The sequence below is a fragment of the Pseudomonas sp. H3_C08 genome, from assembly GCF_054669455.1.
Genome location: NZ_CP162803.1, coordinates 6297052 through 6317567 on the forward strand (window position 1 = coordinate 6297052; position 20516 = coordinate 6317567).

At 59.5% G+C, this 20516-nt stretch carries 26 protein-coding genes; 15 read left to right on the plus strand and 11 right to left on the minus strand.

Translation table 11 applies throughout. The features are described from left to right. The first annotated feature begins 2 nt into the window (after window positions 1-2). Complete coding sequence (locus AB4N74_RS28495; RefSeq protein ID WP_099758001.1) at window positions 3-863, plus strand: carbon-nitrogen hydrolase family protein; 861 nt, start codon at window positions 3-5, stop codon at window positions 861-863. Between the two features lie 4 nt (window positions 864-867). Next, window positions 868-2310 carry a metalloprotease TldD gene (gene tldD, locus AB4N74_RS28500; protein ID WP_460097907.1) on the plus strand — a complete coding sequence of 481 codons (1443 nt, stop codon included), beginning with the start codon at window positions 868-870 and terminating at the stop codon, window positions 2308-2310. A gap of 51 nt (window positions 2311-2361) precedes the next feature. Here tldD and yjgA read toward each other — a convergent pair whose 3' ends face one another. Beyond that, window positions 2362-2886 carry a ribosome biogenesis factor YjgA gene (yjgA, locus tag AB4N74_RS28505; protein WP_007915377.1) on the minus strand — a complete coding sequence of 175 codons (525 nt, stop codon included), beginning with the start codon at window positions 2884-2886 and terminating at the stop codon, window positions 2362-2364. 108 nt (window positions 2887-2994) lie between these two features. Here yjgA and pmbA point away from each other — a divergent pair, with 108 nt between their 5' ends. The 6 genes from pmbA to AB4N74_RS28535 all read left to right on the plus strand — a co-directional run bounded on the left by pmbA (window position 2995) and on the right by AB4N74_RS28535 (window position 8362). Beyond that, window positions 2995-4341, plus strand: a complete 1347-nt coding sequence (pmbA, locus tag AB4N74_RS28510) for a metalloprotease PmbA (protein WP_093435945.1) — start codon at window positions 2995-2997, stop codon at window positions 4339-4341. Window positions 4342-4592: 251 nt separating this feature from the next. Then, the gene (locus tag AB4N74_RS28515) at window positions 4593-5000 is read left to right on the plus strand and encodes a FagA protein (protein ID WP_460097908.1); all 408 of its coding nucleotides are present in this window, start codon (window positions 4593-4595) and stop codon (window positions 4998-5000) included. Beyond that, on the plus strand, window positions 4981-6357 hold the full coding sequence (locus AB4N74_RS28520) for a class II fumarate hydratase (protein WP_460097909.1): 1377 nt from the start codon (window positions 4981-4983) through the stop codon (window positions 6355-6357). The genes AB4N74_RS28515 and AB4N74_RS28520 overlap by 20 nt, the downstream gene beginning before the upstream one ends. Before the next feature lie 27 nt (window positions 6358-6384). Next, window positions 6385-6825: a hypothetical protein gene (locus tag AB4N74_RS28525; protein ID WP_016984162.1), complete on the plus strand. Its 441-nt coding sequence runs from the start codon at window positions 6385-6387 to the stop codon at window positions 6823-6825. A gap of 1 nt (window position 6826) precedes the next feature. Next, the gene (locus AB4N74_RS28530) at window positions 6827-7438 is read left to right on the plus strand and encodes a superoxide dismutase (protein ID WP_116254665.1); all 612 of its coding nucleotides are present in this window, start codon (window positions 6827-6829) and stop codon (window positions 7436-7438) included. A 30-nt stretch (window positions 7439-7468) separates the two neighbouring features. Beyond that, a complete protein-coding gene (locus tag AB4N74_RS28535) occupies window positions 7469-8362 on the plus strand; it encodes a ZIP family metal transporter (protein WP_257357012.1) in 894 nt (297 codons plus the stop codon). 94 nt (window positions 8363-8456) lie between these two features. Here AB4N74_RS28535 and AB4N74_RS28540 read toward each other — a convergent pair whose 3' ends face one another. The 10 genes from AB4N74_RS28540 to AB4N74_RS28585 all read right to left on the minus strand — a co-directional run bounded on the left by AB4N74_RS28540 (window position 8457) and on the right by AB4N74_RS28585 (window position 15483). After that, complete coding sequence (locus AB4N74_RS28540) at window positions 8457-8732, minus strand: HPr family phosphocarrier protein (RefSeq protein WP_008085079.1); 276 nt, start codon at window positions 8730-8732, stop codon at window positions 8457-8459. Window positions 8733-8747: 15 nt separating this feature from the next. Further along, window positions 8748-9605, minus strand: a complete 858-nt coding sequence (gene rapZ, locus AB4N74_RS28545) for an RNase adapter RapZ (protein WP_038357533.1) — start codon at window positions 9603-9605, stop codon at window positions 8748-8750. A 2-nt stretch (window positions 9606-9607) separates the two neighbouring features. Then, window positions 9608-10072, minus strand: a complete 465-nt coding sequence (gene ptsN, locus AB4N74_RS28550) for a PTS IIA-like nitrogen regulatory protein PtsN (protein ID WP_093435969.1) — start codon at window positions 10070-10072, stop codon at window positions 9608-9610. Window positions 10073-10083: 11 nt separating this feature from the next. Then, window positions 10084-10392: a ribosome hibernation-promoting factor, HPF/YfiA family gene (gene hpf, locus AB4N74_RS28555; RefSeq protein WP_093435973.1), complete on the minus strand. Its 309-nt coding sequence runs from the start codon at window positions 10390-10392 to the stop codon at window positions 10084-10086. A 73-nt stretch (window positions 10393-10465) separates the two neighbouring features. After that, on the minus strand, window positions 10466-11959 hold the full coding sequence (locus AB4N74_RS28560) for an RNA polymerase factor sigma-54 (RefSeq protein ID WP_093435977.1): 1494 nt from the start codon (window positions 11957-11959) through the stop codon (window positions 10466-10468). 187 nt (window positions 11960-12146) lie between these two features. Further along, complete coding sequence (gene lptB / locus AB4N74_RS28565) at window positions 12147-12872, minus strand: LPS export ABC transporter ATP-binding protein (protein WP_008085069.1); 726 nt, start codon at window positions 12870-12872, stop codon at window positions 12147-12149. Beyond that, window positions 12872-13417: a lipopolysaccharide transport periplasmic protein LptA gene (lptA, locus tag AB4N74_RS28570; protein WP_016984154.1), complete on the minus strand. Its 546-nt coding sequence runs from the start codon at window positions 13415-13417 to the stop codon at window positions 12872-12874. Before lptA ends, lptB begins: the two co-directional genes overlap by 1 nt. After that, the gene (gene lptC / locus AB4N74_RS28575; protein WP_038357537.1) at window positions 13404-13976 is read right to left on the minus strand and encodes an LPS export ABC transporter periplasmic protein LptC; all 573 of its coding nucleotides are present in this window, start codon (window positions 13974-13976) and stop codon (window positions 13404-13406) included. The genes lptA and lptC overlap by 14 nt, the downstream gene beginning before the upstream one ends. A gap of 8 nt (window positions 13977-13984) precedes the next feature. Beyond that, the gene (locus AB4N74_RS28580; protein WP_460097910.1) at window positions 13985-14509 is read right to left on the minus strand and encodes a KdsC family phosphatase; all 525 of its coding nucleotides are present in this window, start codon (window positions 14507-14509) and stop codon (window positions 13985-13987) included. Next, the gene (locus AB4N74_RS28585) at window positions 14509-15483 is read right to left on the minus strand and encodes a KpsF/GutQ family sugar-phosphate isomerase (RefSeq protein ID WP_007912405.1); all 975 of its coding nucleotides are present in this window, start codon (window positions 15481-15483) and stop codon (window positions 14509-14511) included. The genes AB4N74_RS28580 and AB4N74_RS28585 overlap by 1 nt, the downstream gene beginning before the upstream one ends. 275 nt (window positions 15484-15758) lie before the next feature. On the opposite strand from AB4N74_RS28585, the gene AB4N74_RS28590 reads away from it, so the two are divergent. The 7 genes from AB4N74_RS28590 (at window position 15759) to murA (ending at window position 20436) form a co-directional block, all read left to right on the plus strand. Beyond that, entirely contained in the window at window positions 15759-16568 is an 810-nt protein-coding gene (locus AB4N74_RS28590) for an ATP-binding cassette domain-containing protein (RefSeq protein WP_007912403.1), read from the plus strand. Further along, window positions 16568-17365 (plus strand): lipid asymmetry maintenance ABC transporter permease subunit MlaE, encoded by a 798-nt coding sequence (gene mlaE, locus AB4N74_RS28595; protein ID WP_003221704.1) that lies wholly within the window; start codon window positions 16568-16570, stop codon window positions 17363-17365. Before AB4N74_RS28590 ends, mlaE begins: the two co-directional genes overlap by 1 nt. Then, window positions 17365-17832 (plus strand): outer membrane lipid asymmetry maintenance protein MlaD, encoded by a 468-nt coding sequence (gene mlaD, locus AB4N74_RS28600; protein WP_007912400.1) that lies wholly within the window; start codon window positions 17365-17367, stop codon window positions 17830-17832. The genes mlaE and mlaD overlap by 1 nt, the downstream gene beginning before the upstream one ends. A gap of 11 nt (window positions 17833-17843) precedes the next feature. After that, a complete protein-coding gene (locus tag AB4N74_RS28605; RefSeq protein ID WP_007912390.1) occupies window positions 17844-18491 on the plus strand; it encodes an MlaC/ttg2D family ABC transporter substrate-binding protein in 648 nt (215 codons plus the stop codon). Further along, entirely contained in the window at window positions 18488-18793 is a 306-nt protein-coding gene (locus AB4N74_RS28610; protein WP_034154488.1) for an STAS domain-containing protein, read from the plus strand. The genes AB4N74_RS28605 and AB4N74_RS28610 overlap by 4 nt, the downstream gene beginning before the upstream one ends. A gap of 115 nt (window positions 18794-18908) precedes the next feature. Next, the gene (locus tag AB4N74_RS28615; protein ID WP_008085051.1) at window positions 18909-19148 is read left to right on the plus strand and encodes a BolA family protein; all 240 of its coding nucleotides are present in this window, start codon (window positions 18909-18911) and stop codon (window positions 19146-19148) included. Window positions 19149-19170: 22 nt separating this feature from the next. Next, on the plus strand, window positions 19171-20436 hold the full coding sequence (gene murA, locus AB4N74_RS28620) for a UDP-N-acetylglucosamine 1-carboxyvinyltransferase (protein WP_007912385.1): 1266 nt from the start codon (window positions 19171-19173) through the stop codon (window positions 20434-20436). Window positions 20437-20516: the final 80 nt, after the last annotated feature.

The following is a 20516-nucleotide window of genomic DNA, read 5'->3' on the forward strand; positions in this document are numbered from 1 at the left end:
CCATGTCTTTAGCGGTGATTCAAATGGTCAGCCAGAGCGATGTGCTGGCCAATCTGGCTCAGGCCCGGCGCCTGCTCGAACAGGCAGCGGCCGGTGGCGCGAAGCTGGCGGTGCTGCCGGAAAACTTCGCCGCCATGGGCCGTCGCGACATCGCTGATATCGGCCGCGCCGAAGCATTGGGCGAAGGGCCGATCCTGCCGTGGTTGAAACAGACCGCCCGCGACCTCAAGTTATGGATAGTTGCCGGCACCTTGCCGTTGCCTCCAGTGGATCAGCCGACGGCCAAAGCCAACGCCTGCTCGCTGCTGGTCAATGAGCATGGCGAAATCGTTGCCCGCTATGACAAGTTGCATCTGTTCGATGTGGATGTGGCGGACAATCGCGGCCGTTATCGCGAATCCGATGACTATGCTTATGGCAGTGGCGTTGTCGTTGCCGATACGCCCGTGGGGCGAGTCGGTCTGACCGTGTGTTACGACTTGCGCTTTCCCGAGCTGTACAGCGAATTACGTGCCGCCGGTGCCGAGTTGATTACCGCACCGTCAGCCTTTACTGCGGTGACCGGCGCAGCGCATTGGGATGTGCTGATTCGCGCACGCGCCATCGAGACACAGTGTTATGTGCTTGCCGCAGCACAAGGCGGAACCCATCCGGGACCGCGAGAAACGTTCGGCCATGCGGCAATCATCGACCCGTGGGGCCGGGTGCTGGCGAGTCAGGATCAAGGCGAAGCGGTGTTGTTGGCCGAGCGCGATAGCAATGAACAAGCGTCCATCAGGGCGCGAATGCCGGTGACGCGTCATCGGCGGTTTTTCTCGCAGGGCGCACAGCGGCCTGCCTCAGAACACGAATTTAAGGCGTAAACCTATGAGCGAGTTGTTGTCCTCAGTCAGTGATCACCTGTTGGCGCCCGGCGGCGTGACGATCGAGAGCCTGCAAGGCGTGCTCGGCGACCTGGCCGGCCCCGGCATCGACGCCGCCGACCTGTATTTCCAGGGCCAGATTTCCGAATCCTGGGCGCTGGAAGACGGCATCGTCAAGGAAGGCAGCTTCAACCTTGATCAGGGTGTCGGCGTGCGCGCGCAGTCCGGTGAGAAAACCGGTTTTGCCTACAGCAACGCGATCACCCTCGAAGCCCTCGGCGCAGCGGCCCGTGCCGCGCGTTCGATCTCCCGGGCCGGGCAGAACGGCACAGTCCAGGCGTTTACCACTCAAGATGTTGCACAGTTATACGCGCCGGATAACCCGCTGGAAGTGTTGAGCCGGGCCGAGAAAGTCGAGCTGCTCAAGCGCATCGATGTCGCCACCCGCGCACTTGACCCGCGTATCCAGCAGGTCAGCGTCAGCATGGCGGGTGTGTGGGAGCGGATTCTGGTGGCGTCCACCGACGGCGGTCTGGCCGCCGATGTGCGTCCACTGGTGCGTTTCAACGTTAGTGTGATCGTCGAACAGAATGGCCGTCGCGAGCGTGGCGGGCATGGCGGCGGCGGGCGTACCGATTACCGCTATTTCCTCGCCGAAGATCGCGCCGTGGGCTATGCCCGTGAAGCGTTGCGCCAAGCGCTGGTGAATCTGGAAGCGATTCCGGCACCGGCTGGCACCTTGCCGGTGGTATTGGGTTCGGGCTGGTCCGGCGTGCTGTTGCACGAAGCGGTCGGTCATGGTCTGGAAGGCGATTTCAACCGCAAGGGCAGCTCGGCGTACAGCGGTCGCATGGGTGAAATGGTTGCCTCGAAGCTTTGCACCATTGTCGATGACGGCACCTTGAGCGGCCGTCGCGGTTCGCTCAGCGTCGACGACGAAGGCACGCCAACAGAGTGCACCACGCTGATCGAAAACGGCGTACTCAAGGGCTATATGCAAGACAAGCTCAACGCGCGGTTGATGGGCGTGGCCCGCACCGGTAACGGTCGTCGTGAATCCTATGCGCATCTGCCGATGCCACGCATGACCAACACTTACATGCTCGGTGGCGAAAGCGATCCGGCAGAAATCATCGCGTCGGTGAAGAAGGGCATCTACTGCGCCAACCTCGGCGGCGGTCAGGTCGATATCACCAGCGGCAAGTTTGTGTTCTCCACCAGCGAGGCGTACCTGATCGAAGACGGCAAGATCACTGCGCCGGTCAAAGGCGCGACGTTGATCGGCAACGGCCCCGAGGCGATGAGCCGGGTGTCGATGGTCGGTAACGATCTGGCGCTGGACAGCGGTGTGGGCACGTGCGGCAAGGATGGGCAATCGGTGCCGGTAGGTGTCGGTCAGCCGACGCTGAAAATCGATGCGATCACCGTGGGTGGCACGGGCGCATAAGAGGAGGTGGAGCTTCGGGTGGCGCGCAGGGCGACCACCCGGTGGCGAATATCAACGCAGACCGCGTTGAGTCTCGTCCAGCTCACGGATGTACTTGAAGATCTTGCGGCTGGAAGCAGGAGGTTTGTTTTGCGCAACCTCGTGCTGAGCCTGACGGATCAGGGAACGCAGTTGCTGGCGATCGGCGTCCGGATACTCGACGACGAATTTTTCCAGCACGGCATCGTCGCCCGCGATCAGGCGATCACGCCAGCGTTCGAGATTGTGGAAACGCTCGTTGTACTGACGAGTCGAGGCATCGAGTTGATCGAGCAAGGTCAGAATTGCGTCAGTGTCCTGATCGCGCATCAGTTTGCCGATGAACTGCAAGTGCCGTTTACGCGCGATGTTCGCGGTGTGCTTGGGCGCATCGGCCAACGCCCGGCGCATAGCGTCGGTCAGCGGCAGTTTTGCGATCAAGTCTGGCTTGAGTGTTGTCAGGCGCTCGCCGAGGTCAACCAGAGCATGCAGCTCGCGTTTGACCTGAGATTTGCTTTTTTCTCCCGTATCGAGGGAGTCGTCGTAAGAATCAACCATGGTGGCAGTCCGCAAAGAAACGCCGCCATGATAACCAGTCGGGGGCCGCTTGTCCGGCCCGGTCGCTCGATGACCCCAGCCGAAAGCAGAATTTGAGTGGAGATGAGCATGAGTGCAGTTCAAAGCGTCGGCCCGCAGGCATTGCCGGCACTGCAGGAACAAGTCGAGCAGATCATCGCCGAAGCCAAGCGTCAGGGCGCCAGTGCCTGCGAAGTCGCGGTGTCGCTGGAGCAGGGACTGTCGACGTCGGTGCGTCAGCGCGAAGTCGAAACGGTCGAATTCAACCGCGATCAGGGCTTTGGCATCACCCTGTATGTGGGCCAGCGCAAAGGCTCGGCCAGCACGTCGGCGACCGGTCCAGATGCGATTCGCGAAACCGTCGCTGCCGCACTGGCAATCGCCAAACACACTTCCGAAGACGAAGCCTCGGGCCTGGCCGATGCGGCGTTGATGGCCAAGGAACAGCACGATTTCGACCTGTTCCACGAGTGGGACATCACCCCGGAGCAGGCCATCGAGAAGGCCTTGCTCTGTGAAGCGGCAGCATTCGACGCCGATGCGCGGATCAAGAATGCCGACGGCACCACCCTCAGCACTCATCAGGGCTGCCGCGTGTACGGCAACAGCCACGGTTTCATTGGTGGCTACGCATCGACGCGGCACAGCCTGAGTTGCGTGATGATTGCCGAGGCCGATGGCCAGATGCAGCGCGATTACTGGTATGACGTAAACCGTCAGGGCACTCTGCTCGCGGATCCGGTAAGCATCGGCCAGCGTGCTGCGCAACGGGCGGCGAGCCGTCTGGGCGCACGCCCGGTGCCGACTTGCGAAGTGCCGGTGCTGTTTTCCGCAGAACTGGCGGGTGGTCTGTTTGGCAGTTTCCTCTCGGCGGTGTCCGGTGGCAGCCTGTATCGCAAGTCGTCCTTCCTTGAAGGCACCCTGGGGCAGAAGCTGTTCCCGGAATGGCTGACCATCGACGAGCGTCCGCATCTGATGCGCGCGATGGGCAGTGCTTCCTACGACGGTGATGGTCTGGCGACGTATGCCAAACCGTTCGTCGAAAAGGGCGAGTTGGTGTCGTACATCCTTGGCACGTACTCCGGACGTAAACTCGGTATGCCGAGCACGGCCAACGCAGGTGGCGTACACAACCTGTTCGTCACCCATGGCGATGAAGACCAGGCTGCACTGTTGAAGCGCATGGGCCGTGGCTTGCTGGTCACCGAATTGATGGGCCATGGCTTGAACATGGTCACCGGCGACTATTCGCGCGGGGCGGCGGGTTTCTGGGTCGAGAACGGTGAAATTCAGTTCGCCGTACAGGAAGTGACCATCGCCGGCAATATGCGCGATATGTTCAAGCAGATCGTCGCGGTCGGTAATGATCTGGAGCTGCGCAGCAACATTCGCACCGGTTCGGTGTTGATCGAACGGATGACTGTCGCGGGCAGCTAAACCCCGGCCGTCACACACAAAAGGCGCGCCACCTCATCGGGTGGCGCGCCTTTTTTATTGGCTCCATACAAAACCAATGTGGGAGCGAGCCTGCTCGCGAAAGCGATTTCACGGCCGACCGCAGTGGTGACCGGCACGACGCCTTCGCGAGCAGGCTCGCTCTCACAATGAGATCTGCATGGTTCGACGCTCTTGTTTTGGTTCTCATTATCATCTAATAATAAATCTCATTATCGGATGAGCCCCGGATCATGAGTTCTGCCTTGCACGAGCAGCCGTACCTCGAAAGCTGGCGCTGGATGAGTCGCCAGATCCGTTGCGCGATGGATCCCGACGAACCGCGCCTGATCGAACACTATCTGGCCGAGGGCCGGTATCTGGCCTGTTGTACGGCGACTTCTCCCTGGACCATCGCTGAAACCTCCTTCCATCTGCTGCTCGACACGGCCACCGACATCGCCTTGCCGTGGCATTGGCGCAGCTTCTGTCTCGATCAAGCCTGGCGTCCACTGCGTGAAATGGAGCGCCTGTCCCTGTGCAAATGCCGGCTCCAGCGTTGGCAACGCTATACCTGGCAGCTCGCCACCTGCGAACTGCTGCCCTCGATTCCTCTTATTGAACTGGTGCAAGGACTTTCAGATGACCAAGACACGTATTGAGCGCGACAGCATGGGCGAACTGCAGGTGCCGGTGGACGCTCTCTACGGCGCGCAAACCCAGCGCGCGGTGGATAACTTCCCGATTAGCGGCAAACCGATGCCGACGCAATTCATCCGCGCGCTGATCCTCGCCAAAGCCGCCGCCGCCCGCGCCAACGTTGAACTCAACCAGATCAGCGCCGCGCAGGGCAAAGCCATCAGCGACGCCGCGCAAGGCTTGCTCGAAGGCGACTTCATGCCGCATTTCCCGGTGGACATCTTCCAGACCGGTTCCGGCACCAGTTCCAACATGAACGCCAACGAAGTGATCGCCACCCTGGCCAGCCGTCTGCTCGGCGAGCCGGTCAACGCCAACGATCACGTCAACTGCGGCCAGAGCAGCAACGACATCATCCCGACCACCATTCACGTCAGTGCTGCGCTGGCCCTGCACGAACAACTGCTGCCGGCGCTGCTGCACCTGGTGCAAGTGATCGAGCACAAAGCCACGCACGTACATCGCCACGTCAAAACCGGCCGCACGCATTTGATGGACGCGATGCCGGTGCGCATGAGCCAGGTACTGAACGGTTGGGCGCAGCAGCTCAAGGCCAACATCAGTCATCTGCAGGATTTGCTGCCAAGCCTGCAATCCCTGGCGCAGGGTGGCACGGCGGTCGGCACCGGGATCAACGCGCATCCTGAATTCGCCGCCCGTTTCAGCCGCCAGTTGAGTCAATTGACCGACGTGGAATTCACCCCGGGCAAGGATCTGTTCGCGCTGATCGGCTCGCAGGACACCGCCGTCGCCGTCTCCGGCCAGCTCAAGGCCACTGCGGTGTCGCTGATGAAAATCGCCAACGACCTGCGCTGGATGAACTCAGGCCCGCTTGCCGGCCTCGGTGAAATCGAACTCGAAGCCCTGCAACCGGGCTCGTCGATCATGCCGGGCAAAGTCAATCCGGTGATCCCGGAAGCCACCGCCATGGTTGCCGCGCAGGTGATCGGCAACGATTCGGTGATCACCATTGCCGGTCAGTCGGGCAATTTCGAACTGAACGTGATGCTGCCGATCATCGCGCAGAACCTGCTGAGCAGCATCGAGCTGCTGGCCAATTCCAGCCGCTTGCTCGGCGACAAAGCCATCGCCAGCTTCAAGGTGAACGAGTCGCGCCTTAAAGAAGCGTTGTCGCGCAACCCGATTCTGGTGACCGCGCTCAACCCGATCATCGGTTACCAGAAAGCCGCCGAAATCGCCAAGCAGGCCTACAAGGAAGGCCGTGAGGTAATCGACGTCGCCCTGGAACACACCGACCTGTCGCGCAGCCAACTGGAAGAGTTGCTCAACCCCGAGAAACTCACCGCCGGCGGCGTGTAAACCCCGCAACCGCTTTGGAGGCTCACCATGGAGCACTGGAAACGCACGATCGAACGGGCCAATCGCTGCTTCATGCTCGGCGAACTGATCGACGCCCGTGAGGCTTACCTGCAAGCCCTGGCCCTGGCGCAAGTGTTGTTCGAACGCTGGGCGGATGCCGACGAAGCGGTGGCGGCTTGCGTCATCTCCCACCACAACCTGGCCGATCTGCACTTGCGCCTGAATCAGCCGGAGGAGAGCGCCGAATACCTCTGCGCCATCCATCAACGCTTGTTGCAGACCATGCAGGACGAACGTCAGCGCCTGGCCTTGCGTGAAGCAGCGCTGCGCCAGAGCAGCAAGACTTACGTCGAGCTGTTGAATTTCATCAGCGAGCACGGTGAATACCCGCGCACCCAACGCCTGCTGCATCCGGATACCGGCAATGCGCGCCGCGCGCCTGCCCCCCATCACCATGGAGTCCATTGAAATGGCTTTTACCTTGCCTGCTTTGCCTTACGCCTACGACGCGCTCGAACCGCACATCGATGCGCAGACTATGGAGATCCACTACACCAAGCATCACCAGACCTACATCAACAACCTCAACGCCGCCGTAGAAGGCACTGAATACGCCGAGTGGCCGGTGGAAAAACTGGTCGCCAGCGTCAAGGATCTGCCGGAAAAACTCCGTGCGGCAGTGATCAATCAGGGCGGCGGTCACGCCAATCACTCGCTGTTCTGGGAAGTGATGGTGCCAAGCGGCGGCGGCAAACCGGACGGCGCGCTGGCCAAAGCCATCGATGAGCAATTGGGCGGTCTCGACAGCTTCAAGGAAGCCTTCACCAAAGCCGCGCTGACCCGCTTCGGTAGCGGCTGGGCCTGGCTGAGCGTGACCCCGGAGAAAAAACTGCTGGTGGAAAGCAGCGGCAACCAGGACAGCCCCTTGATGAACGGCAACACGCCGATTCTCGGCCTCGATGTCTGGGAGCACGCCTACTACCTGCGCTACCAGAACCGTCGGCCGGAATACATCAACGCCTTTTACAACGTGATCAATTGGCCTGAAGTCGCTGCGCGTTATCAGGCTGCGCTGGTTTAAGTCTTCTATAAAAACAATCCAAGGCTGACTATGGGCACTGAAACGCTGGCGATCGGAAGTGGGCGTATGTTTCGTTACGCAGTGGGATCGCTGTTGCTGTTGGCGGGCATGACTTTGCTGGTCGCCCACGGACTGGAATGGCTGAATCTCGAGCCGAGGCTGTTGCGCGCGTTGCAGGGCGGCGCGATCTGCGCCCTCGGCACGGCGCTCGGGGCTGTGCCAGTGCTGGTGATCCGGCGGATGCCGCAGACACTCAGTGATACCTTGCTGGGTTTTGGTGCCGGGGTGATGCTCGCGGCGACGGCGTTTTCGTTGATCGTGCCGGGCATTGCTGCCGCCGAAAGCCTCGGACTGACACCGTGGGGTGCCAGCGGCCTGATCTGCATCGGCATCATGCTGGGTGCGTTCGGGCTGTATCTGGTCGATCGGAAGGTTTCCGGCGCGTCCCCGGAAATGCTCGTCGGCACCGTCGAGCATCCGGTGATTCCACCACGGATCTGGCTGTTCGTGTTCGCCATCATTGCCCATAACATCCCTGAAGGCATGGCTGTCGGCGTTTCTGCTGGCGGCGGCATGCCGGATGCGGACAGCCTGGCCATGGGTATCGCTTTGCAGGATGTCCCGGAAGGTCTGGTGATCGCGTTGGTGTTGGCCGGGGCGGGGATGTCGCGGGTCAGGGCGTTCCTGATCGGTGCGGCGTCAGGTCTGGTCGAACCGGTGTTTGCGTTGTTATGTGCGTGGCTGGTCAGTCTGGCGCAGGTGTTGTTGCCATTAGGACTAGCTCTGGCGGCGGGGGCGATGTTGCTGGTGGTGACCCATGAAGTGATTCCCGAGTCGCGACGCAATGGTCATGACAAACTGGCCAGTCTTGGCCTGTTGATCGGGTTTTGTCTGATGATGGTGATGGATACGGCGTTGGGTTGAAGCAGGGTAAAAGATCGCAGCCTGCGGCAGTTCCTGCAGGGAACGCATTCCAATGCAGGCGCTGCAGCAGGCTGCGATCTTTTGACCTTGGCTGTCAGCCGCCTTCGTCGAAGTAGTTGTTGATCAACGCCACCAGCGCATCCAGCGCTTCCTGTTCCTGATGCCCTTCGGTACTCAGATAGATCTTGGTGCCCTTGCCAGCCGCCAGCATCATCATCGCCATGATGCTTTTGCCATCAACCGTGGTCTCTGGTGTACGACCCACTCTGATCGTGCAATCCGGATACTGCCCGGCCACTCCAACAAACTTGGCCGATGCGCGGGCATGCAGGCCCAGCTTGTTGATGATTTCGATTTCCAGAGCAGGCATCGCGGTGTGAATCCTTTAAGTGAGGTCGCGGTGGCGAACCTGGACGTTCTTCAGGGTTTTCTGCAGGGCCTGACCCAGACGTTCGGTCAGGTAGACGGAGCGGTGATGCCCGCCGGTGCAGCCAATGGCAATGGTGACGTAAGCGCGGTTGCTCGCGGCGAAGCGCGGCAGCCACTTGTGCAGGTAGGTGAAGATGTCCTGAAACATTTCTTCGACCTCCGGCTGTGCCGCCAGGTATTCAGCCACCGGCGCATCGAGACCCGATTGCGCGCGCAGTTCCGGCTTCCAGTACGGATTGGGCAGGCAGCGCACATCGAACACCAGATCCGCATCCACCGGCATGCCGCGCTTGAAGCCGAAGGACTCGACCAGAAATGCGGTCCCCGGCTCCGGCTGGTTCAGCAGACGCAGCTTGATGGAGTCGCGCAACTGGTACAGGTTCAAATTGGTGGTGTTGATCTTCAGGTCCGCGAGGTCGGCAATCGGGCCGAGCAGGGCGGTTTCATCCTGGATCGCCTCGGCCAGTGAGCGGTTGGCGTTGCTCAGCGGGTGACGACGGCGGGTTTCGGAGAAACGCTTGAGCAGGGTTTCTTCGTCGGCGTCCAGATACAGGACGTCGCACTGGATGTGTTTGGCCCGGACATCTTCAAGCAGTTCGGGAAAGCGTGTCAGGTGGCTCGGCAGGTTGCGCGCATCGATGGACACGGCTACCAGCGGCTGCGCCAGTTCCGTGTGAATCAGCGCGCGTTCGGCCAGTTCCGGCAGCAAGCCTGCGGGCAGGTTGTCGATGCAGTAATAGCCGTTGTCCTCAAGGACATCCAGAGCCGTACTTTTACCCGAGCCGGAACGGCCACTGACGATGATCAAGCGCATGATTAGTGCCCGTTCTGCTCGTCCAGGACAACCTGATACAACGCTTCATTGCTTGGAGCGCTGCGCAGTTTTTCACGCACTTCCTTGCGATCGAGCATGCTGGCGATCTGGCGCAGCAGCTCCAGGTGCGCATCGGTGGCAGCCTCCGGGACCAGCAAAACAAACAGCAGGTCAACCGGTGCGCCGTCAATGGCGTCGAAATCAATCGGAGCATCAAGGTGCATCAGCGCACTGATCGGTGCTGTGCAACCCTTGAGGCGGCAATGGGGAATGGCGATGCCGTTACCAAAACCGGTGGAACCGAGTTTTTCACGGGCAATCAGTGCCTCGTAGACATCTTGCATCTCCAGATCCGCCACTTCGCGGGCGATCAGGTTGGCAATTTGTTCGAGGGCTTTCTTTTTACTGCCGCCCGGCACGTTCACGAGGGAACGGCCGGGGGTCAGGATACTTTCAAGTCGGATCATGGAATGGGGGGTTATCGACCGGTCGCGCCCTGGAGGAGGCTCTGGGTCTTTTCCTTATGCTTTTTGAGTTGGCGATCCAGCTTGTCGGTCAGCAGGTCAATGGCGGCATACATGTCGTCATGCTCGGCATTGGCAACCACTTCTCCGCCGGGAATATGCAAGGTGGCTTCGATTTTCTGCTTCAGCTTTTCGACGCACATCGTGACTTGCACGTTGGTGATCTTGTCGAAATGGCGCTCTAATCGGTCGAGTTTTTCGTTGATGTAGGTGCGCAGAGGTTCGGTCACTTCCAGTTGGTGTCCACTGATGTTGACTTGCATACAGCTTCTCCTTCGTTGCCAGTGCATAAAGCGGCAGGCTGGATAGCCTGCCACTGGAACGCTGTAACGTGGCTTACATCAACCGCTTGCGTTCGCTCGAAGGCGCGATCCCGAGGGATTCGCGGTACTTGGCGACGGTGCGGCGAGCCACCTGAATGCCTTGTGCCTCCAGTAAACCAGCGATCTTGCTGTCACTCAACGGCTTTTTCTGATTTTCCGCGGCAACCAGTTTTTTGATGATCGCGCGGATCGCCGTGGACGAGCATTCGCCGCCTTCGGAGGTGCTGACGTGGCTGGAGAAAAAGTATTTCAGTTCATAAATACCGCGCGGGGTATGCATGAATTTCTGTGTGGTCACCCGGGAAATGGTCGATTCGTGCATGCCGACCGCTTCAGCGATGTCGTGCAGAACCAACGGCTTCATGGCCTCGTCGCCGTACTCCAGAAAACCGCGCTGATGCTCGACGATCTGGGTGGCTACTTTCATCAGGGTTTCGTTGCGGCTCTGCAGGCTCTTGATGAACCAGCGGGCTTCCTGCAACTGATTGCGCATGAAGGTGTTGTCGGCGCTGGTGTCGGCACGGCGGACGAAACCGGCGTACTGGGCGTTGACGCGCAGACGCGGCACCGATTCCTGATTCAACTCGACCAGCCAGCGCTCGTTGTCCTTGCGCACGATGACGTCAGGGACAACGTATTCGGCCTCAGTGGATTCGATTTGCGAGCCAGGGCGCGGATTGAGGCTTTGCACCAGTTCGATGACCTGGCGCAGCTCGTCTTCCTTGAGCTTCATGCGGCGCATCAACTGGCTGTAATCGCGGCTGCCGAGCAGGTCGATGTAATCGCTGACCAAACGTTTCGCTTCAGCCAGCCAAGGCGTCTTGGCGGGTAGCTGACGCAATTGCAGCAGCAGGCATTCACTAAGGTTGCGCGCGCCGATACCAGCAGGTTCGAATTGCTGAATGCGGTGCAGGACGGCTTCGATTTCATCGAGTTCGATGTCGAGTTCCGGATCGAACGCCTCGAGGATTTCTTCGAGGGTTTCGTCCAGGTAGCCCTGATTGTTGATGCAATCGATCAGGGTGACGGCGATCAGGCGATCGGTGTCGGACATCGGTGCCAGGTTCAGTTGCCACAGCAGGTGGCTTTGCAGGCTCTCGCCGGCGGACGTGCGGGTGGTGAAGTCCCATTCGTCGTCATCGCTGCTGGGCAGGCTGCTGGCGCTGGTCTGATAGACGTCTTCCCAGGCGGTATCGACCGGCAGTTCGTTGGGGATACGCTCGCTCCAGTCACCTTCCTCCAGGTTGTCCACCGTCGGCGCGGTTTCCTGATACGAGGGTTCCTGGATCTCGGTGTTGGGCTTCTGTTCGGCGTTGTCGGCCATAGGGTCGGAATTGTCGAAGTCTTCGCCTTCTTCCTGGCGTTCGAGCATCGGATTGGATTCCAGAGCCTCCTGGATTTCCTGTTGCAGATCCAGGGTCGACAATTGGAGCAGGCGGATGGCCTGTTGCAGCTGCGGTGTCATCGTCAGCTGCTGGCCCATTCTCAAGACTAGCGATGGTTTCATGGCAGGGGCTTAACACCTTATTCGCCGGCGCTATGCGCCATCCACTACAGGGCGCCGGGGCGCCAAACTTAAGCAAATTATATGCCTGAAACTGAAGTGTTTGCCTAGAGCGCTGTAACAATTAAAGCGTATTAATTCCTGCTTGAATCGATACAGCGCCCGGGCGGCGCACCGGGCACTGTTACGCTTACAAGCGGAACTCGTGGCCCAGATACACTTCCTTGACCAGATCGTTGGCCAGGATGGTTTCTGCATCGCCTTCGGCGATCAGTTGACCATCGTTGACGATGTAAGCGGTTTCGCAGATGTCCAGCGTCTCACGGACGTTGTGGTCGGTGATCAATACACCGATGCCCTTGGCCTTGAGGTGGTGGATGATCTGCTTGATGTCGCCGACCGAGATCGGGTCGACACCGGCGAACGGTTCGTCGAGCAGGATGAATTTCGGTGCCGTTGCCAGCGCGCGAGCGATTTCCACTCGGCGGCGTTCACCACCGGACAGGCTCATGCCAAGGTTGTCGCGGATGTGGCTGATGTGGAATTCCTGCAGCAGGCTTTCCAGCTCCTTGCGACGGCCGGCCTTGTCGAGCTCCTGACGGGTCTCGAGGATGGCCATGATGTTGTCGGCCACCGACAGTTTTCGGAAGATCGACGCTTCTTGCGGCAGATAGCCGATACCGGCCTTGGCGCGACCGTGCATCGGCTGGTGGCTGACGTCCAGATCGTCGATCAGCACGCGACCCTGATCGGCCTGTACCAGGCCGACGATCATGTAGAAGCACGTGGTCTTGCCGGCACCGTTCGGGCCGAGCAGGCCGACGATCTGGCCGCTGTCGATCGACAGGCTGACGTCACGCACGACCTGGCGGCTTTTATAGGCCTTGGCCAGGTGCTGAGCTTTCAGAGTTGCCATTACTGGGTTTTCTCGTCGGTTTTCTTCTTCGGCTGGATCACCATGTCGATGCGCGGACGCGTTTCGGTGACCTTGCTGCCGGTAGCGCGACCAGCGCTGGCCAGTTTCTTCACGGTGTCGTAGACGATTTTCTCGCCCTGAGTGACGTTGCCGTCTTTGTCGACGACCTTGGCCTTGTCGATCAGCACGACGCGGTTTTGCTGGGCATGGTATTGAATCGTCACGCCGTAGCCTTGAACCGGTTTGGTGTCGCCCTGGGTTTGCAACTGCTCGAAATAAGCCAGGTTGCCCACGGAGGTCACCACGTCGATATCTCCATTCGGCGCGCGAGTCATGGTGACGGTGTTGCCTTTAACGATCATCGAACCTTGGGTGATGATCACATCACCTTTATAGGTGGCGATGCCGTTCTTGTCGTCCAGTTGGGCGTCGTCGGCCTGAATGCGGATAGGTTGCTGCTGATCGTTCGGCAGAGCCCAGGCGCTCACGCTTCCCAGTGCTGCGCCCAGACTGAGCAAAATAGGGAGGGTTTTAACGAGCCTCATACTGTCCTCTTACGTTCGATAGCAGGTGTATCCTGCTTTCCTTCAGGTACGCTTTCATTCCAACGCCAGTCGATACACCGCCAGCGCCGTCGATTCTAACGGGTTGCTCGGTCTGCGCATATTCCTGCTGCGGGAACACGGTCATGCGAGTGGACGTGATCAGGATGTCACGCTTCTTTTCATCGGTGCGCGCAACGCGTACCGAGTCGATCAGTTCGACTTCGGTGCCGCCTGAGTTCACTTCACCGCGCTCACTGGTAACGTGCCACGGAAATTCTGTTCCGCGATACATGTTCAGGTCGGGTTTGGTCACGAGCGTGACGTCGGTTGCCTTCACGTGCTCGGCTTTTTCGGACGTCATCTCATACTGCACCTTGCCATCCGGCAGGTATTGCAGGGTATGCGTGTTGGTTGCATACCAGTCGATAGGCGTTTCAACCGAGGTGACCGGTGGTTTGTCGAGAAAGCGTTCCGGGCTGATATTCCAATAGCCGACCGCTGCGAAAATCGCAGCGATGCAGCCGAACAGCAGGAAGTTACGAAATTTTTTGCTGAACATGGTTTGGCTCACAGGTACGCGGCGTTGGCCGCATCGAGGCGGCCCTGGGCGCGCAGGATCAATTCGCAGAATTCGCGGGCGGCGCCTTCGCCACCACGGGCGCGGGTAACGCCATGGGCGTGTTCGCGGACGAAATCGGCAGCGTTGGCCACGGCCATGCCCAAGCCTACCCGGCGAATCACCGGCAGGTCGGGCAGATCGTCACCGAGGTAGGCGACTTCTTCATAGCTTAGGCCCAGTTGCGCAAGCAGGCCGTCGAGCACGACCAGTTTGTCTTCACGGCCCTGAAACAGGTGGGGAATCCCCAGGTTTTTCGCTCGACGTTCAACGACGGGTGTCTTGCGGCCGCTGATGATAGCGGTCTGCACGCCGGCGTTCATCAGCATTTTGATGCCTTGACCGTCGAGGGTGTTGAAGGTCTTGAACTCGCTGCCGTCTTCAAGGAAGTACAGGCGCCCGTCGGTGAGGACGCCGTCGACGTCGAAAACCGCCAGTTTGATCGCTTTGCCGCGTTGCAGCAGATCGTTGTTCATTACATGACTCCTGCGCGCAGCAGGTCGGAGAGGTTGAAGGCGCCGACCGGGCGATCTTCCTCGTCTACGACTACCAATGCGTTGATTCGGTGATCTTCCATGATTTTCAGGGCTTCGGCGGCCAGCATTTCCGGGCGGGCAGTCTTACCGTGGGCCGTCATTACCTGGTCGATGGTGGCGCTGCGGATGTCGATGCTGCGATCCAGCGTGCGGCGCAAGTCGCCGTCGGTGAAGATCCCGGCGAGTTTACCGTCGGTTTCAAGGATGACGGTCATGCCCAGACCTTTACGGGTCATTTCCATCAGTGCGTCCTTGAGCAGCGTGCCGCGTTGGACTTGCGGCAACTCTTGTCCGGCGTGCATGACGTTTTCCACTTTCAGCAGCAGGCGACGGCCGAGGGCGCCACCCGGGTGCGAGAAAGCGAAATCTTCGGCGGTGAAGCCGCGTGCTTCCAGCAGTGCCACGGCCAGCGCATCGCCCATGACCAGTGCTGCGGTCGTCGACGAGGTCGGTGCCAGGTTCAGCGGGCAGGCTTCATGCTCGACATGAACATTGAGATTGACCTCGGCAGCCTTGGCCAGCGGCGATTGCGGGTTGCCGGTGACGCTGATCAGCTGGATGCCCAGACGTTTGATCAACGGCAGCAGGGTTACGATTTCATTGGTCGAGCCGGAGTTCGACAGGGCCAGAATCACATCGTCACGAGTGATCATGCCCATGTCGCCATGACTGGCTTCGGCCGGGTGGACAAAAAAGGCCGGGGTGCCGGTGCTGGCCAGGGTGGCTGCAATCTTGTTGCCGATGTGCCCGGACTTGCCCATGCCAACCACGACTACACGGCCTTTACTGGCCAGAATCATCTCGCAAGCGCGTACGAAATCGGCGTCGATATGGGGCAACAAGCCTTGTACGGCTTCCACTTCGAGTTGGATGGTGCGTTGTGCCGATTGAATCAGGTCGCTGGATTGGCTCATGTCAGAAATCGTATAGCCCGATGAAAAGGCGGCGATTATAGCGGTTATGTTGCAAAGCCTCACGCAAGTTCGTCGTGCTTTGTCATTACTCGTTACCAAAACCCGGGAAAAGAGCCTGCGCACCTGTCATATCGCCGAACACAGGCTGGTACAAGCCTTGGGCGCGTAGCCTTTGCAGTGATATAGTTCGCCGCCAGTTCGGCCTGCCCGGGATGTACGTACTTTTTAAGTAAAGACAGGCGTCCGAGTGAGAGGCTGCATCGCAAGGAGTTTAGATGAGTGCCGATAACGCCTACGCGGTCGAGCTGAAGGGAGTCTCCTTCAAGCGCGGTGCGCGCAGCATTTTCAATAACGTCGATATTCGCATCCCGCGCGGCAAGGTCACCGGCATCATGGGACCTTCCGGGTGTGGCAAGACCACGCTGCTGCGATTGATGGGGGCACAACTGCGCCCTGCCAGCGGCGAAGTCTGGGTCAACGGCCAGAACCTGCCTGCGCTTTCGCGCAGCGATCTGTTCGATGCGCGAAAGCACATGGGTGTGCTGTTTCAAAGCGGCGCACTGTTCACCGATCTCGATGTTTTCGAGAACGTGGCTTTCCCCCTGCGTGTTCATACCGATTTGCCGGAAGAAATGATCCGCGACATCGTCCTGCTCAAATTGCAGGCGGTCGGTCTGCGCGGTGCCATCGAGCTGATGCCGGACGAACTGTCCGGTGGCATGAAGCGCCGCGTCGCACTGGCGCGAGCGATTGCGCTCGATCCGCAGATCCTCATGTACGACGAACCGTTCGTCGGGCAGGACCCGATCGCCATGGGCGTGCTGGTCCGCCTGATCCGCCTGCTCAACGATGCACTGGGGATAACCAGTATCGTGGTGTCCCACGATCTGGCCGAAACCGCGAGCATTGCCGACTACATCTATGTCGTCGGTGATGGTCAGGTGCTGGGGCAGGGTACGCCGGACGAGTTGATGAACTCGGACGAGCCGCGTATCCGTCAGTTCATGACCGGCGATCCCGATGGCCCGGTGCCGTACCATTTTCCAGCGACGGATTACCGCGCAGATCTTCTGGGGAAGCGCTGATGCGCAGAATTTCATTAATAGAACGCGTACGCCGGTTCGGCGAGGCGGCGATCGATGCCGTCGCGGTGTTCGGTCGTGCGACGCTGTTTCTGTTTCACGCGTTGTTGGGTCGCGGTGGCATCAGTGGTGGCTTCGGCCTGCTGGTCAAGCAACTGCATTCGGTCGGCGTAATGTCGCTGGTGATCATTGTTGTTTCCGGGATCTTCATCGGCATGGTGCTGGCGCTGCAGGGTTTCAGCATTCTGTCGAGCTACGGTTCGGAGCAGGCGGTGGGGCAGATGGTTGCGCTGACCCTGCTGCGTGAACTCGGCCCGGTGGTGACGGCGCTGTTGTTCGCCGGTCGTGCCGGTTCGGCACTGACCGCCGAGATCGGCAACATGAAGTCCACCGAACAGCTGTCCAGCCTGGAAATGATCGGTGTCGATCCGCTCAAGTACATCATTGCCCCGCGCCTGTGGGCCGGCTTCATTTCCCTGCCGGTGCTGGCGATGATTTTCAGCGTGGTAGGCATCTGGGGCGGTTCGTGGGTGGCTGTCGACTGGCTGGGTGTGTATGAAGGCTCTTATTGGGCGAACATGCAGAACAGCGTGAATTTCACCAGTGATGTGCTCAATGGCGTGATCAAAAGTATTGTTTTCGCCTTTGTAGTGACCTGGATTGCCGTATTCCAAGGCTATGACTGTGAGCCCACTTCCGAGGGTATCAGTCGTGCTACCACCAAGACCGTGGTGTTTGCCTCGCTGGCAGTGCTCGGCCTGGACTTTATTCTGACCGCTTTGATGTTTGGAGATTTCTGATGCAAAACCGCACCCTGGAAATCGGTGTCGGCCTGTTCCTGCTGGCAGGGATCCTGGCCTTGTTGCTGCTTGCTTTGCGGGTCAGTGGTCTGTCTCCGACGTCGACCACCGACACCTATAAACTTTATGCCTACTTTGACAATATCGCCGGTTTGACGGTCAGAGCCAAAGTGACCATGGCCGGTGTGACCATCGGCAAGGTTACGGCGATCGATCTGGATCGCGACAGCTTCACCGGTCGGGTCACCCTGCAAGTGGATAAAAAGGTCGACAATCTTCCGACCGACTCCACAGCGTCTATCCTGACCGCTGGTCTGCTGGGCGAGAAGTACATCGGTATCAGCGTAGGCGGAGAAGACAAACCGCTGAAGGATGGTGGAACCATCCATGACACGCAGTCGTCACTGGTACTGGAAGACCTTATCGGTAAATTCCTGCTCAATACCGTTAGCAAAGACGCCAAATGAGGAGCTTTTGAATGATCTCTATCTTGCGACGCAGCCTGTTGGTGCTGTTGGCGGCCTTGCCGTTGATGGGTAACGCCGTGGCTGCTGCGACTTCGGCACATGATCTGGTGCAGGACACCACCACCCGGTTGCTGGCCGACCTGGCTGCCAACAAAGAGAAATACAAGCAGGACCCGACGGATTTCTACACGGCGCTCAACAACATCGTCGGGCCAGTGGTGGATGCCGAAGGCATTTCCAAGAGCATCATGACGGTCAAGTACTCGCGCAAGGCCACGCCTGCGCAGATGCAGACCTTCCAGGAAAACTTCAAGAAAGGCCTGTTCCAGTTCTACGGCAACGCTCTGCTTGAGTACAACAACCAGGGCATCACCGTTGACCCTGCCAAGGACGAATCGGGCGATCGCACCAGCGTAAACATGACCGTCAAGGGCAGCAGCGGCGCAATCTATCCTGTGCAGTACACGCTGGAGAAGATCAACGGCGAGTGGAAACTGCGCAACGTGATCATCAACGGCATCAACATCGGCAAACTGTTCCGCGATCAGTTCGCCGACGCGATGCAGCGCAATGGCAACGATCTGGACAAAACCATCAATGGTTGGGCCGGGGAAGTGGCCAAGGCCAAAGAAGCCACCGAAAAGAACCCCGCGCAATGAATGAGGCCGCAGTTCGTATGAGTGATGTCGACGAGCTTCTGCTTAGCGGAGTGCTGGACTATCGCACCGGCGCTGACCTGCGCAAGCAAGGCCAGGCGCTGATCAAGTCCAGCAAGGCCTCTTCGCTGGTGATCGATTGCTCGGCGGTGAAGAAGTCCAGCAGCGTCGGTTTATCGTTGCTGCTGTGCTTCATGCGCGATGCGAATGCGGCCGGCAAGGCTGTCAGCATCCGTGCGATGCCCGAAGATATGCGCGAAATTGCTCAGGTCAGTGAACTGACCGAACTGTTGGCGCACCCCTGAACCCACATCTCTAAAGAAGCCCCCCGTCAGAGTCCTGCCATGCGGGGTTCGCAGGCGCGGGGCTTTTTTGTATGATGTCCGACCCGTGCGCACAGGGCGCCGATTGAGGTTGAGCATGCAGGCCGTAGAAGTGAAGAGCTTCCTTGAAGGAAAGCTGCCCGGAACGTTGGTAGAAGTTGAGGGCGAAGGCTGCAATTTCCAGCTGAACGTGATTAGCGATGAACTGGCGGCGTTGAGCCCGGTGAAGCGTCAGCAGCAGGTCTATGCCCATTTGAACCCATGGATCACCGATGGCAGCATCCATGCGGTCACTATGAAATTTTTCAGCAGCGCGGCCTGGGCCGAGCGCACCTGAGCCTAAGGGCGTCGAGATTCTTATGGATAAATTGATTATTACCGGTGGCGCTCGTCTTGATGGCGAGATCCGCATTTCCGGCGCAAAAAACTCCGCCCTGCCGATCCTGGCCGCCACCCTGCTGTGCGATGGCCCGGTGACCGTTGGCAACCTGCCGCACCTACACGACATCACCACCATGATCGAGCTGTTCGGTCGCATGGGCATCGAGCCGGTGATCGACGAAAAACTCAGCGTCGAAATCGACCCGCGCACCATCAAGACCCTGATCGCGCCGTACGAACTGGTGAAAACCATGCGTGCGTCGATCCTGGTACTGGGCCCGATGGTTGCCCGTTTCGGTGAAGCCGAAGTGGCACTGCCTGGCGGTTGCGCTATCGGTTCGCGTCCGGTTGACCTGCACATCCGTGGCCTCGAAGCCATGGGCGCGGTGATCGACGTTGAAGGCGGCTACATCAAGGCCAAGGCGCCTGAAGGTGGCCTGCGCGGTGCACACTTCTTCTTCGACACCGTCAGTGTGACCGGTACCGAGAACATCATGATGGCCGCTGCACTGGCCAAGGGCCGCAGCGTGTTGCAGAACGCCGCCCGTGAACCTGAAGTGGTTGACCTGGCGAACTTCCTCAACGCCATGGGTGCCAAGGTGTCCGGCGCTGGTACTGACACCATCACTATTGATGGCGTCGAGCGTCTGGGTTCGGCTTTCTATAAGGTCATGCCTGACCGTATCGAAACCGGCACCTATCTGGTCGCCGCTGCCGTGACCGGCGGTCGCGTCAAGGTCAAGGACACTGATCCGACCATCCTCGAAGCCGTTCTGGAAAAACTCCGTGAAGCCGGCGCAGAAATCACCTGCGGTGAAGACTGGATCGAGCTGAACATGCACGGCAAGCGTCCGAAAGCGGTCAACGTGCGCACCGCGCCATACCCGGCGTTCCCGACTGACATGCAAGCGCAGTTCATCTCGCTCAACGCCATTGCCGAAGGCACCGGTGCCGTGATCGAGACGATCTTCGAAAACCGTTTCATGCACGTGTACGAACTGCACCGCATGGGCGCCAAGATCCAGGTCGAAGGCAACACTGCCATCGTCACCGGTACTGAAGTTCTGAAAGGCGCGCCAGTCATGGCGACCGACCTGCGTGCTTCGGCCAGCCTGGTAATCTCGGCACTGGTTGCCGAAGGCGATACCCTGATCGACCGCATCTACCACATCGACCGTGGTTACGAGTGCATCGAAGAAAAACTGCAGATGCTGGGCGCCAAGATCCGTCGCGTTCCGGGCTGATTGCTGCATTGGGACACAGGGACGTGTCCACTGATTTTAAGAGTCGAGCCGGTTTCCGGCTCGATGTGTGTCCGGCGCCG

Coding starts and splice junctions, on each gene's coding strand:
- AB4N74_RS28495 (WP_099758001.1), top strand. CDS start 3: ATGTCTTTAGCGGTGATTCAAATGGTCAGCCAGAGCGATGTGCTGGCC.
- tldD (WP_460097907.1), top strand. CDS start 868: ATGAGCGAGTTGTTGTCCTCAGTCAGTGATCACCTGTTGGCGCCCGGC.
- yjgA (WP_007915377.1), bottom strand. CDS start 2,886: ATGGTTGATTCTTACGACGACTCCCTCGATACGGGAGAAAAAAGCAAA.
- pmbA (WP_093435945.1), top strand. CDS start 2,995: ATGAGTGCAGTTCAAAGCGTCGGCCCGCAGGCATTGCCGGCACTGCAG.
- AB4N74_RS28515 (WP_460097908.1), top strand. CDS start 4,593: ATGAGTTCTGCCTTGCACGAGCAGCCGTACCTCGAAAGCTGGCGCTGG.
- AB4N74_RS28520 (WP_460097909.1), top strand. CDS start 4,981: ATGACCAAGACACGTATTGAGCGCGACAGCATGGGCGAACTGCAGGTG.
- AB4N74_RS28525 (WP_016984162.1), top strand. CDS start 6,385: ATGGAGCACTGGAAACGCACGATCGAACGGGCCAATCGCTGCTTCATG.
- AB4N74_RS28530 (WP_116254665.1), top strand. CDS start 6,827: ATGGCTTTTACCTTGCCTGCTTTGCCTTACGCCTACGACGCGCTCGAA.
- AB4N74_RS28535 (WP_257357012.1), top strand. CDS start 7,469: ATGGGCACTGAAACGCTGGCGATCGGAAGTGGGCGTATGTTTCGTTAC.
- AB4N74_RS28540 (WP_008085079.1), bottom strand. CDS start 8,732: ATGCCTGCTCTGGAAATCGAAATCATCAACAAGCTGGGCCTGCATGCC.
- rapZ (WP_038357533.1), bottom strand. CDS start 9,605: ATGCGCTTGATCATCGTCAGTGGCCGTTCCGGCTCGGGTAAAAGTACG.
- ptsN (WP_093435969.1), bottom strand. CDS start 10,072: ATGATCCGACTTGAAAGTATCCTGACCCCCGGCCGTTCCCTCGTGAAC.
- hpf (WP_093435973.1), bottom strand. CDS start 10,392: ATGCAAGTCAACATCAGTGGACACCAACTGGAAGTGACCGAACCTCTG.
- AB4N74_RS28560 (WP_093435977.1), bottom strand. CDS start 11,959: ATGAAACCATCGCTAGTCTTGAGAATGGGCCAGCAGCTGACGATGACA.
- lptB (WP_008085069.1), bottom strand. CDS start 12,872: ATGGCAACTCTGAAAGCTCAGCACCTGGCCAAGGCCTATAAAAGCCGC.
- lptA (WP_016984154.1), bottom strand. CDS start 13,417: ATGAGGCTCGTTAAAACCCTCCCTATTTTGCTCAGTCTGGGCGCAGCA.
- lptC (WP_038357537.1), bottom strand. CDS start 13,976: ATGTTCAGCAAAAAATTTCGTAACTTCCTGCTGTTCGGCTGCATCGCT.
- AB4N74_RS28580 (WP_460097910.1), bottom strand. CDS start 14,509: ATGAACAACGATCTGCTGCAACGCGGCAAAGCGATCAAACTGGCGGTT.
- AB4N74_RS28585 (WP_007912405.1), bottom strand. CDS start 15,483: ATGAGCCAATCCAGCGACCTGATTCAATCGGCACAACGCACCATCCAA.
- AB4N74_RS28590 (WP_007912403.1), top strand. CDS start 15,759: ATGAGTGCCGATAACGCCTACGCGGTCGAGCTGAAGGGAGTCTCCTTC.
- mlaE (WP_003221704.1), top strand. CDS start 16,568: ATGCGCAGAATTTCATTAATAGAACGCGTACGCCGGTTCGGCGAGGCG.
- mlaD (WP_007912400.1), top strand. CDS start 17,365: ATGCAAAACCGCACCCTGGAAATCGGTGTCGGCCTGTTCCTGCTGGCA.
- AB4N74_RS28605 (WP_007912390.1), top strand. CDS start 17,844: ATGATCTCTATCTTGCGACGCAGCCTGTTGGTGCTGTTGGCGGCCTTG.
- AB4N74_RS28610 (WP_034154488.1), top strand. CDS start 18,488: ATGAATGAGGCCGCAGTTCGTATGAGTGATGTCGACGAGCTTCTGCTT.
- AB4N74_RS28615 (WP_008085051.1), top strand. CDS start 18,909: ATGCAGGCCGTAGAAGTGAAGAGCTTCCTTGAAGGAAAGCTGCCCGGA.
- murA (WP_007912385.1), top strand. CDS start 19,171: ATGGATAAATTGATTATTACCGGTGGCGCTCGTCTTGATGGCGAGATC.